Annotated in this window: 8 protein-coding genes; 2 read left to right on the top strand and 6 right to left on the bottom strand. The window is 42.2% G+C overall.

The annotated features are described in order from the left end of the window. Positions 1-87 precede the first annotated feature (87 nt). Both K2Q13_RS09705 and K2Q13_RS09700 read right to left on the bottom strand, forming a co-directional pair. On the bottom strand, positions 88-450 hold the full coding sequence (locus K2Q13_RS09705) for an exosortase system-associated protein, TIGR04073 family (protein WP_292920863.1): 363 nt from the start codon (positions 448-450) through the stop codon (positions 88-90). 64 nt (positions 451-514) lie between these two features. Next, positions 515-1,042, bottom strand: a complete 528-nt coding sequence (locus K2Q13_RS09700) for a hypothetical protein (RefSeq protein WP_292920862.1) — start codon at positions 1,040-1,042, stop codon at positions 515-517. A 543-nt stretch (positions 1,043-1,585) separates the two neighbouring features. Here K2Q13_RS09700 and K2Q13_RS09695 point away from each other — a divergent pair. Together K2Q13_RS09695 and K2Q13_RS09690 are read left to right on the top strand one after the other, a co-directional pair. Continuing rightward, entirely contained in the window at positions 1,586-2,455 is an 870-nt protein-coding gene (locus tag K2Q13_RS09695; protein ID WP_292920861.1) for a phosphoribulokinase, read from the top strand. A gap of 147 nt (positions 2,456-2,602) precedes the next feature. Further along, a complete protein-coding gene (locus tag K2Q13_RS09690) occupies positions 2,603-4,807 on the top strand; it encodes a UvrD-helicase domain-containing protein (RefSeq protein WP_292920860.1) in 2,205 nt (734 codons plus the stop codon). A gap of 106 nt (positions 4,808-4,913) precedes the next feature. On the opposite strand, the gene K2Q13_RS09685 is transcribed toward K2Q13_RS09690, so the two are convergent. The 4 genes from K2Q13_RS09685 to K2Q13_RS09670 all read right to left on the bottom strand — a co-directional run bounded on the left by K2Q13_RS09685 (position 4,914) and on the right by K2Q13_RS09670 (position 12,129). Then, on the bottom strand, positions 4,914-7,058 hold the full coding sequence (locus K2Q13_RS09685) for a hypothetical protein (protein ID WP_292920859.1): 2,145 nt from the start codon (positions 7,056-7,058) through the stop codon (positions 4,914-4,916). Between the two features lie 824 nt (positions 7,059-7,882). Further along, positions 7,883-10,024, bottom strand: a complete 2,142-nt coding sequence (locus K2Q13_RS09680) for a hypothetical protein (protein ID WP_292920858.1) — start codon at positions 10,022-10,024, stop codon at positions 7,883-7,885. Between the two features lie 829 nt (positions 10,025-10,853). After that, on the bottom strand, positions 10,854-11,165 hold the full coding sequence (locus K2Q13_RS09675) for a BolA/IbaG family iron-sulfur metabolism protein (RefSeq protein ID WP_292920857.1): 312 nt from the start codon (positions 11,163-11,165) through the stop codon (positions 10,854-10,856). A gap of 52 nt (positions 11,166-11,217) precedes the next feature. Next, entirely contained in the window at positions 11,218-12,129 is a 912-nt protein-coding gene (locus K2Q13_RS09670; RefSeq protein WP_292920902.1) for a LysR family transcriptional regulator, read from the bottom strand. Between the last annotated feature and the right edge of the window lie 121 nt (positions 12,130-12,250).

Below are 12,250 nucleotides of genomic sequence, written 5' to 3'. Positions count from 1 at the left end.
ATAAATCTGAGTCGGCGACTAAGTGCCTAGTGTTCTATCATGGCTTGTTACCACTTTGATTAGCCATGATAGATGAACAAAGTTAGATTAGCGCATTTTTGCTTCAACGAAAGTCGTTTCCCGGCTAAAATCCTCCCAAATATACGCTGGCTTAACAAAAGATGTCGTAGGGATCAGGAATGTTGCAATATCGAACGCACCACTTAGTGATCGACCAACTGCATTGGCGATACCCGTAATAAATCCAATTGTCATACCGTGGATGACGCCATCTTTATTGCCAACTATACTAATAGTCTTAGGTATCTCGGCTACGCCAGTTACAGCATTCGCAAGACCATTGCCTAGTTTTTCAACTACTTTATCAGGGTACTGATGAGCAAGCGCAGAATTAGTTGCAGCCAGTGAAATCGCAAATATAATTATCAGCATTTGAATTACTTTTTTCATGATAATGATTCCTTAAGAAAGTGATTTGAGTATGTAATATTTATTGTACAGAAATAAAGGTTTTCTATTTGCGGTTTTCCACTTTGATTGGTTGTTTCAGAACATTTGTGATTTTCTCAATTTCACGTTCGATTTGTTGCGCCGTATAATCGCGTTTTTGTAGTTCAATCCTGATCCTATAAGCTATTTCCAGAACCAGGAGATCCATCGTGCTTTTGTCATTTCGCTGCGACGCTTCTTGATATTCCGTTTGGAAGCGATTAATGGCTTTTAGTATGGTATCTTCATTAAGGTTAAGACTAAATAAAATGGACTCCAATTCAAATTTTAGGTTGCCAGATAATAATGCAGGCTGCATTGATTTTTGTTCTTGTATCGGTTCGTAGGCTATGTATTTAGGTAACATTACTGATAGCATAATCAATGCTACACCGGAACTCACGGAAGCTAATACAAAGCGCCAGCGCTGATATTCTTTTCCGAGAAGTTTTATACGATCAATTCGTTGAAAACCAAGCCAGGTTTGAGCAATTATTCCTACAGAAAACAGAATGACACCAAGTGCCATGGTAATAGGTACAATCGAATGCACAGTTGACTCCTATGTTCTTATCTTAATGTTTGTTTATGTATCTTGCTGTAAAAAATTAAATTTCAGTTGTCTTGCACAAGATTTTTGATGAAAAACGATTCAATGATCCTGCCTGATTATATATTCTAGCTCAAAATGATACTGAGTTATCATTCGTTTGATAATCCTGTTCATTGAAGTCGTGGTTTCTTCATGTCAGATATAATATAAAAGTTTCAGTCGATGCAAAATCATTGACGCCGGATTCGTATAATAAGTGGAATAAATTTTTAATCAATAGCCGCTATATTTTCATATCCTTGTAACATAAGTGGCTGCAGACGACGATCAAAGTGTACTCTTGGTATACAATATACTTGTTATTAATGCAATTAACCTAGCTTGATAAAAATGCTAGCAGTTTAATGCGGCTACTTTGAACTAATAGCATCGAAAAATGAATCCTCGCTGCCAAATCAGATGAGAAAGAAGTATCATACACAAAATAGAATTACCCTGTACCTTGCTTGGTACGATGAATATATTTTTTAGGAGAAAATTCGCATGTCGCAAAAACACCCGGTTATCGCCGTTACCGGATCGTCAGGTGCAGGCACCTCAACGGTAAAATCCAGTTTTGAACATATTTTCCGTCGCGAGAAACTAAAAGCGGTTATTGTAGAAGGGGATAGCTTTCATCGCTATGATCGTGAGGCGATGAAGCAAGCTGTGGCTGAATCAGAAAAAAATAATGGGCGTCCGATCAGTCATTTTGGCCCGGAAGCCAATGAGTTTGAGAAATTGGAAGCGTTATTTAAGGAGTATAGCAGTAACGGCAGCGGCCAGACACGCCTATATTTACATAACGATGAAGAAGCCAGGCCGTGGCAGCAAGAAGCTGGTACGTTTACTCCATGGTCACCGATTCCGGCGGGCTCTGACTTATTGTTTTATGAGGGATTGCACGGTGGCGCTAAGAGTGATACGGCCGATGTTGCCAAGTACGTGGATTTGCTAGTTGGCGTGGTTCCGATTGTTAATCTGGAATGGATTCAGAAAATATTTCGCGATACCAATGCGCGAGGTTATTCAACGGAAGCGGTAACTCACACCATTCTGCGCCGTATGCATGATTACGTGCATTACATCACACCGCAGTTTTCTCGTACACATATCAACTTCCAACGTGTGCCTACGGTCGATACGTCCAATCCATTTATTGCACGTGAAATTCCAACGCTGGATGAGAGTCTTGTTGTAATTCGTTTTAGAAATCCAGGAATGGCGGATTTTCCTTTCTTGTTGAGAATGATTCATGACTCGTTCATGTCGCGTCCGAATACCATTGTTGTTCCGGGCGGGAAAATGGGTATGGCGATTGAACTCATACTGACACCAGTAATTCTGAATATTGTCGCTAAAAGTAGAGGCTAACAATATTTGATCAACTTCGATTAATTCATGAGTCGCGATAATATGTGGATACTCATTTATCGGATTCTGGATTAATCAAAGTGTCAGAAATTCAATTCATACAGTTGGCTTCAAATATGCTCAGGTTATACTAGACTTTATTGGTTCATGACTTCTCTATTATCCGACCTGAATCCGCAGCAACTGGAGGCGATTACGCTGCCACACCAGTCTGTATTGGTTCTGGCTGGCGCCGGTAGCGGCAAGACACGCGTATTGACAACGCGCATTGCATATTTGATCCAATCAGGGCAAGTAAATCCACATGGCATTCTGGCTGTAACGTTTACCAATAAAGCCGCCAAGGAAATGCTGACGCGGATTACTGCCATGCTGCCGATTAATCCGCGCGGAATGTGGATCGGGACATTTCACGGACTGTGTCACCGCATGTTGCGCACTCATTATCAAGATGCGGGTTTGCCTCAGGCATTTCAGATTCTGGATTCTGCGGATCAATTAGCTTCAATTAAGCGCATTCTAAAAGGCTTGTCCGCTGATGATAAGAAATTCCCGCCGCGCCAAGTGCAGTGGTTTATCAATAATGCCAAAGAATCTGGATTGCGCGCTGCCTATGTCACGACCGATGATGTTTTCTCGCGCCACATGTTCGAATTTTATCAAGCATATGAGCAGCAATGTCATAAAGAGGGTGCTGTGGATTTTGCCGAATTGCTGCTACGCAGTTATGAATTGCTGAGCCGCAATGAAATCTTATGCCAGCATTACCGAGAGCGTTTCAATCATATTTTGGTGGATGAATTTCAGGATACTAATCCATTGCAATATAAATGGCTCAAATTGTTGGCTGGTACAGGAGCGATGAATGCTGCGGCGGCGGTCTTCGTGGTTGGTGACGATGACCAAAGCATTTATGCATTCCGCGGTGCATATAGCGGCAACATGAAAGATTTTGAACATGATTTTGGTATCACCAAAGTTATTAAGTTGGAGCAAAATTATCGCTCCCATGGCAATATCTTGGATGCAGCTAATGCATTGATTGAAAATAATAGTGAACGTTTGGGAAAAAGTCTTTGGACTGCGGAAGGAAGAGGCGAACCATTGCGCGTCTACAACGCATCAAATGATTTTGATGAGGCTGCATTTATTGTTGAGGAAGTCAGAACCTTGCATGCGGAGGGCATCGGTTTATCAGAAATGGCGTTACTGTACCGATCCAATGCGCAATCCCGGGTGCTTGAACACAGCTTGTTTAATGCCGCAATACCGTATCGTGTCTATGGTGGCATGCGGTTCTTTGATCGTCAGGAAATCAAGCATGCATTAGCCTATTTACGCTTAATTGCTAATCCTGATGATGATGGCGCTTTATTACGCGTCATTAACTTTCCGGCGCGCGGCATAGGTGCCCGTAGCCTGGAGCAATTGCAAGATGATGCCAAAGCTCGGGGCAGTAGCCTGTGGGTGGCAGCGTTGCAAAAATGTGGTGGTGAAGCGGCATTGCTGCAAGAACCGCAGAAATCCTTAAAAGGCATTGCCAAATTTGTATTTTTAATTATGACGATGCGTCAAAGCTGCAGCGAGTTGCTGTTACCTCAGATTGTGGAGCACGTGCTGACTCACAGCGAGTTATTGCCGCATTATGCCAAAGAACGTGAGAGTGCGGAAAGGCGTGAGAATTTGAATGAATTAATCAACGCAGCAACCAGTTTTGTGCATGAAGCTGAAAATGACAGTCTGGCCGAATTTCTGGCGCATGCTTCGCTGGAAGCAGGTGAGCATCAGGCCGGCAGCGGCCAAGACGCGTTGCAATTGATGACTGTTCATGCCGCCAAAGGACTGGAATTTCACACTGTGTTTTTGAGTGGATTGGAGGAGGGACTTTTCCCGCATGAAAACAGTTTGAATGAAAGTAATGGCATCGCGGAGGAAAGGCGCTTGATGTATGTCGCCATGACACGCTCCCGTCGCCGACTATATCTTAGTTTTGCGCAAAGCCGAATGTTACATGGTCAAACTCGATATAACATTGCATCACGTTTTCTCGATGAAATTCCGCAAAGTTGCCTTAAGTGGCTGCAATCAACACCGAGGAATCTGAATGCGTCCTATTATTCAAATTCGATCAACCAAACTGCTACAAACGTATTAAGAGCTTCGCCAAATATCCAATCAAGATCCACTAGCAGCGGATGGAGAATCGGACAAAACGTGATGCATGCCAAATTCGGTGCTGGTGTTATTGTTAATTGTGAAGGTTGTGGCAGCGATGCGAGGGTGCAGGTGAATTTTGATCACGTTGGAATGAAATGGTTATTGCTTGAATATGCAAAGTTGATGGCAGGTTAGACAAAGAAAGCTTGTTGTACAGGTGTTGTTTCAGCAGGAATTCAGTTACTGATAATCCTTCCCAGTCTAGACTAGGAGGGATTATTTTCTTATTATCATCAACTTCTTAATTATCTGGGAATCCTGCTGCTACCCAAGTTAAACCACTGTCCGTTGATTTATAGATACTTTCTCTTGCTGCACCTAGAATTGTAGAATCCGCTGCGTAAGTGGGCGATATCTGGAACTCAGTAAATTGAACATTTTCATTTTCAAGCAGTGATGAAGTTGTGTTCAGAGAGGCGGTTACTGCTCCTCCTCCATTCAGATTCACGCGAAATAGACCTTTACCGCGGACATTAACAAAGGCTTCTCGATCAGCACCAAAGTTTGGCGAAAATTCCACTTGTTGAACAACGGCATTTGCTCCAACTGAAGTATGGATTTCTTTTGTCCAGGTAGTGCCGCCATCAGTTGAGCGGTAAATACCATTATTTGTGCCAACAAGTACAAGATTATCGGTTGCGAATTGCGGAGATATCGCAACCCACGTATATCTTTGTCCAACCCATCCGATTGATTTAATCGAACTAGTACCTACGCGTAGGAACGTATCTCCGCCATCTTGAGTACGCCATACTTGTCCACTGCGGGTAGCGGCAAATGCAGTGCGGTCATTGGCATAATTAGGCGATATGGCTACGTTTGTTGTAGGATGATTCAGTGGAACACCATGTTGCAAGCGCCAGGTTTTTCCGGCGTCTTTTGTTTGCAATACGCCATGAAATCTCGAGCCGAGATAAATCTCCTTGTCGTTAGCAAAGTTCGGCGATGCCGCTAGAGTCGTGAAAGTGACGAGACCCGGATTTATGGCAGGAAATCGAGGTACAAATTTAACGGTCCAACTATCCCCAAAATTGGTGGAGTTCCCTACACGTCCAGCGGTTGCAGAAATGACTGTTTGGGTTCCGTTAGGATTTTTCACGATCTGTGAATCGAAAAAATTCATCTTCCGTTCTTTTGGATTTGGCCAACCACTGGTAGTCCACTCTGTGCCGCCATCAGTAGAAATGGCTATGCTTCTTCCGACATACATTGTGGCAATCATCTTTTGATCACTGTTGAAACTTGAAGATAATGCAAGCCCAGTCAATATACCCCTTCGTGTTTTTTGTCTTTGCTTCCATGTGTTGCCACCGTTTTGCGATAAAAATAATCCATCAAATACCGGTAAAAAAACGGTTTTATCCGTTGCGTATGTCCGAGATACTTGTAAATCAGTTAATTCATTGAGTAATGATGTTTGTTTAGTGATTTGTGCTTTTGAATCAAATAGCGTCCAATTATCACCGTTGTCGGTGGATTTAAATACCGATTGTTTTAAGCTGGTACAAAATACCGTGCGATCAATCGCGTAGTTCGGTGAAACCGCTATATTATTAATCGCTTCATTGGGGAGATTAGTCCCTTTGTTAACAAATGTACTTCCTCCGTCGCTACTATAAAAAATTCCAAAACTCGGGGTGGCCAGAAACATTTCTGTGGCGTTTCCTGGTGCGATGGCCATATCGTAGATGATCGATCCTGTCGGATTCCCTAATTCGGTCCAGTCATTACCTCCGTTGGTGGATTTTTTCAAGTAACCCGTATTGCTTGCAATCACCAAAGTGTTATCGGTGGCATAGTCCGGTGAAACTGCAATGATAGTTACTTTATTGGTTTTATCAAGTACTTGAACCCAATTTGTATCGGTGTTGGCGCGGCGGAATAGGGCTCCATTGGCGTCAGCGAAAAAAAGCACATAACCCGAGCTGGATTCAGCAACCTCCATCTGCCTTACAATCATGTTCCAAGCAGCAAGGCCGGTGTTATAGGGTTCCCAGAAGTCACCTCGGGTTGTTGATCGATAGATGCCGCCTTTGCCTTTGAGGCCCGCAAAAACAGTTTGATCGCTAGCAAACTTCGGCGAGACGCGAAGAACGCTATATTCGAAGGGATGATCCATTCCATTCGGAATATCGGTCCAGCTAAGCCCCTTGTCAGTTGAGCGCAGAATTTCATTGTAACGCCAGCCAGTGTATGCACCATCGGTTATTAGAAACATCGTACTATCGTTGGCATAATCAGGTGATGCGGCAAATGCGTATACCATATCATGCGGTGTGTGCGCATGCGCATTCATGCCGATGATGCCAATTGACATGAAAAATGCGGTAATCACGGTAATTCGCCGCGTGAGATTGATTTGAATTTTGTTTAATTTAAATAGCATTGTTTAATCCTTCAAGTTTTAGTTGCTCATTGATTGTTGACTCCATCAAATGAAGCTTTGCTACGAATTAATCGATAAACCCTGAATCTCTTCGTCTTCGTAGTTGATTGATCTCGCAAGATGAAGATTAAGGGTAGTGGAAATGCTTTTATATACCAATAGGTCATTGTGACTTTTTTTCTAGTACATATATCCCAACAACTGGATCTTTTGGAGGAGCTGTTAAATAAAATACAATACGTTGCGCGCCTTTATTTGTTACGGAAGCTATTGCTACAAATAACAAAATAGGTATTTTTAATTTTCATTGTATATTCCGAGAGTGCGTGTTTCCAAAAGATGTAAGTTTTCCAGATATGAGAGCAGTTCTCAGAAATTTTGAGTACACAGCAAATCAGCGTGTCAATTCGTATTGGTCACATCAATTTAGTCGTGTTGTATTTCACCCCTAAACTATACGACCTGTGTGCAACCTCAGAAGTTTTACTGTGGTAACTGGATAAACCTCCAGATTAAACTGGAGATGCGCTTTATCACTTGACATCACTTGGAGACCGCCACCTATACAATTATGAAGATAATGTGTAGTTAAGGGTTTTGGTAATCTGTGCTATGACACTACTTGATGGAAAATATTGTCATCTTCTTTTTAAATCACCGCGTGGATTCAGCAGTTATCTTTTTCGGAGACACTACAAAGCAACCTTATCGGATAATAATTGGGTTTACTCTACTGTATATACATAGAGATTCACTAAGACTAAGAACTCTAGACTAACCCATTTTTTCTATTAGTCTAGAACCCTTGCAATTGTCAATTACGATTAGTTATCGGGAAATCCTGCTACTGCCCAAGTTGATCCGCCATTGGTTGATTTATAGATATTTTTTCTGGCAGCACCTACAATCGTAGAATCCACCGCATAAGTGGGTGATATCTGAAATTCAGTAAACTGAATATTTTCGTTTGTAAGTAACGACAAAGTCGTGTTCAGTGAAGATACTACTGCTCCTCCTCCATTCAAATTCACGCGAAATAGACCTTTACCACGGACATTAACAAAGGCTTTTCGATCAGTACCAAAGTTTGGCGAAAATTCTACTTGTTGAACAACAGCATTAGATCCAACTGAAGCGTGGATTTCTTTTGTCCAGGTGGTGCCACCATCGGCTGAACGGTAAATGCCATTATTTGTGCCAACAAGAACAAGATTATCAGTCGCGAATTGCGGAGATACTGCAACCCACGTATACCTTTGTCCAACCGATCCGGTAGATACGATCGAGCTAGTGCCTACTCGCAAGAAAGTATCTCCGCCATTCTGAGTGCGCCATACCTGACCTGAGCGTGTGGCAACAAATGTAGTGCGGTCATTCGCATAATTAGGCGACACTGCTATGTTTGTAACTGGATTAGTCAGTGGTACGCCACGCTGCAGCTGCCAAGTTTTTCCAGCATCTTTTGTGTGCAGTACGCCATGAAATCTCGATCCAAGATAAATCTCTTTGTCATTAGTAAAGTTAGGCGATGCGGCTAGACTGGTGAAAGTAACAAGGTCTGGGTTTATGGCAGGAAATCGAGGCACAAACTTGACTGTCCAGCTCGCTCCGAAATCTAAAGAACTTCCTACGTAGCTATTGGTTGCGGATACCACAGTTTGACTACCGTTAGAATTACTGACTACCTGCGAATCGAAGAAGTTCATCTTCCGTCCCGATGGGTTGGGCCAGCCACTGGTAGACCAAGTTGTGCCGCCATTAGCAGAAATGGCTATTCCCCTGCCGACATACGTTGTGGCAATCATATCTTGATCACTGTTAAAACTAGTAGATAACGCAAGCCCCGTCATCAGGCCCATGCGCGTTTGTCTTTGCTGCCAGGTAGTGCCACTGTTTTTCGAGATAAATAGTCCGTCGAATACCGGTAAAAAAACGGTTTTATCTGTTGCATATGTCCGGGATATTTGCAAATCAGTCATTTCATTGAGTAATCCAGTTTGTTGGGTGACCTTGGCCCCTGAATTAAACAGTGTCCAGTTATTGCCATTATCCGTGGATTTAAATGCCGATTGCCTCAAGCTGGTGCAATACACTGTGCGATCAATTGCGTAGTTTGGTGAAATCGCTATATTATTGATCGCTTCGTTAGGTAAATTGTTCCCTTTGTTGATAAAGGTGTTTCCACCGTCGCTACTATAAAAAATCCCAAAGCTAGGAGTGGCCAGGAACATTTCCGCAGCGCTTCCTGGTGCGATGGCCATATCGTAGATGATGGTTCCCGTCGGATTCCCTAATTCGGTCCAGTCATTACCTCCGTTGGTGGATTTTCGTAAGTAACCCGTATCGCTTGCAACCACCAAAGTATTATCGGTAGCGTAGTCCGGTGAAATCGCAATGACAGTCACTTTATTAGTTTTATCGAGAACTTGAACCCAATTTGTATTGGTGTTGGCTCGGCGGAAAAGGGCTCCGTTGGCATCAGCGAAAAAAAGGACATAACCCGAGCTGGATTCAGCAACTTCCATTTTTCTTACAATCAAATTTGAAGCGGCGAGTCCTGTATTATAGGGTTCCCAAGAGTCGCCGCGATTGATTGATCGATAAATGCCGCCTTTACCTTTGAGCCCAGCAAATACGGTTTGATCGGTACTAAATTTTGGTGAAACGCGAAGAACGCTATATTCGAAGGCATGATTCATTCCGTTTGGAATATTGATCCAGTTAAGTCCCCCATCAGTTGAACGCAGAATTTCATCGTAACGCCAGCCGGTGTATGCACCATCGGTTACTAGAAACATCGTTTTGTCGTTGGCATAGTCTGGTGATGCAGCAAATGCAAGCACCATATCATGAGGCGTGTGTGCGTGCGTATTCATGCCAGTGGTGGCAATTGCCAAGAAAAATGTAGTGACCACGGCAATTCGTCGAATGAAATTAATTTGAATTTTGTTTATATTGACTAACATGTTTGTTCCCTCAAGCTTTAATTGCTTATTTATTATTTATTGACTTTGTTAAATGAAGCTTTTGTTACGAGTTTATTGATAAACCCTAATCTCTGTGTAGTTTATTGGCATCAAAACTAGCGCTTGATATTGGTGTAAGTATATATTATACAACAAGTTATAATTATTTTTTAATATAAATATACACACTGTAGGACATTTTTACAACCTCAAAAGTTTTACTGCGATAACAAAAAAAACCTCTAGACAATATTGGATTAGCGTTCTTTTAGCAAGAAATGATGGCTCCAAGCAATTTGGTCTCTACACGCAAAGCAATATTTTTCATCATGTAAAGCTTCTTACTTCGAGTTAAGGATTAAAGTATTCACGTTTCAGAATTGATCATTTCAATTGACAAGGTAAATTGGATTTTTTCTATCATTTTACCTGTCAGGTGTGGAATTGTTGTTATATTAATTTTCCAGACTTCATGAGTTTGAAGTCTGCGTCATCATTGCCACATCTCAGAAACCGATAATGAATCTTTTTGATTCTAGCAAAGTAGAGCAAGCGCAAAAGCGAGATTCCAGACACGGGAAGAGAAATATGCTTAAATTTGAAAAGTCAGCAGATTTTTAATCCTCATTTCGAGCGGAAATGTAAATGTATTCCTATGTTATTTGGTCAAAATAGCGGTTACAGAATGAATTATTGGTGCATTATCTCAAATGGTTGTGTGTGTCTCAGAAAGCGGTCAACAATTAACTTTAGATGTTTTTTCGAGCTAGGCTAGAAGCTTGAGTTACTGAATCGATTAACTTCTGTAAGAAAAAATGTTATTGCAAGGTTATTCGATTTTTGAACCACCAAGGCACGGAGGGGATTCGTTTAACTTCCCTCTTTTTTCAGCCCACTCTGCTATGGTCATAGTATGCATAGCAAGCGCATGAATAGAATGAAGCTCATCAGCCAGAATGCTGCTGACCATTCGATGGCGAGCTAGAAGCATTTTTCCATTAAATTCATCAGAAACGATCGTCACCTTGAAATGAGATTCGGATCCTTTTGGCACATTGTGCTTGTGACTTTCATTGATCACTTCTAGAAATTGTGGTTGCAATAATAGAAGCTTGATCTCGATTGAGTTTTTTATATTCATAATTTAACTGACATGTGCTGTCAAAAATGGAGTTGGTTGGGCAGCAGCTGGCCTATTTTAAAGACTTATCCCAGTAAGGTATATCTCCAACGTATTCTGACAGGAAATTAATAAAAGCGCGTATCTTTATGGGCAAATGCCTGCTAGGGAGATAGCAGGCATAAATATGACGCTCTACCGATAGATATTCCGGCAGCACCGTTTGGAGTCGCCCCTTTTGTAATTCCAGGCCAATTGTATAAGTGGGTAGCAAAGCAATTCCTAATCCATGAAGAGCTGCCTGTGCAAGCGCGTCATTATCATTAATACGTAAGGTTCCTGATATTGGCACCTTGATTTTGCCCTCGGGTCCGTTGAAGCGCCAGTAGCCTTGCTCGGCTGAGAGTGCGCAATCAAGACAATTATATTTCTCTAAATCTTCTGGTGTTTTTGGCACGCCCCACTGCTGGAAGTATTGAGGGGTTGCGCACAATATGCGACGTACAGGTGCGATCTTGCGTGCCACTAGATTATGATCAGGCTCGCTTGTTACGCGAATTTGTACATCATATCCTTCTTCAATCAAATCACCTGGATGATCGGTAATAGTCAAATCAATTTTGATCTTGGGATAACGCGCAAGAAAACAAGGGAGTGCCGGAGCGACATGGCGCGTTCCGAAAGAGCTCGATACACTTACCTTCAACGTTCCACGTGGTTCAGCATGGAGGCTATTGACTGCTCGTTCGGCGTGCTCAGCTTCCTCCATGATACGGGTTGCATACTCTGAAAGTGCGGTGCCTGTTTCAGTCAAACTAAGATGCCGAGTGCTTCGGAGAAATAATCGAGTGCTGAGATCTTTCTCAAGTTTTGCAACGGCTTTACTCACCGCTGCACGAGAGATGTCCATGCGACGTGCTGCTTCCGAAAAACTTCCTGCTTCGGCAACTCGAGCAAAAATTACGAGAAGATTGAGATCTTGCATCATATTATTGTATCTAATATGGAAACAAAATGTTTCATTTTTTGGTACTTCTCTCAGCTGTTAACTCTCCGTATTATCCGTTTCAAGGCGAGATATTTAAATACATCCACGAAGAAATTAG

This window comes from Nitrosomonas sp. (assembly GCF_019752095.1).
Lineage (GTDB): Bacteria > Pseudomonadota > Gammaproteobacteria > Burkholderiales > Nitrosomonadaceae > Nitrosomonas.
The sequence above is the reverse complement of the archived record's forward strand: the minus strand, read 5'-3'. Positions and strand labels throughout refer to the sequence as shown.

Coding starts and splice junctions, on each gene's coding strand:
- K2Q13_RS09705 (WP_292920863.1), bottom strand. CDS start 450: ATGAAAAAAGTAATTCAAATGCTGATAATTATATTTGCGATTTCACTG.
- K2Q13_RS09695 (WP_292920861.1), top strand. CDS start 1,586: ATGTCGCAAAAACACCCGGTTATCGCCGTTACCGGATCGTCAGGTGCA.
- K2Q13_RS09690 (WP_292920860.1), top strand. CDS start 2,603: ATGACTTCTCTATTATCCGACCTGAATCCGCAGCAACTGGAGGCGATT.
- K2Q13_RS09685 (WP_292920859.1), bottom strand. CDS start 7,058: ATGCTATTTAAATTAAACAAAATTCAAATCAATCTCACGCGGCGAATT.
- K2Q13_RS09680 (WP_292920858.1), bottom strand. CDS start 10,024: ATGTTAGTCAATATAAACAAAATTCAAATTAATTTCATTCGACGAATT.
- K2Q13_RS09675 (WP_292920857.1), bottom strand. CDS start 11,165: ATGAATATAAAAAACTCAATCGAGATCAAGCTTCTATTATTGCAACCA.
- K2Q13_RS09670 (WP_292920902.1), bottom strand. CDS start 12,129: ATGCAAGATCTCAATCTTCTCGTAATTTTTGCTCGAGTTGCCGAAGCA.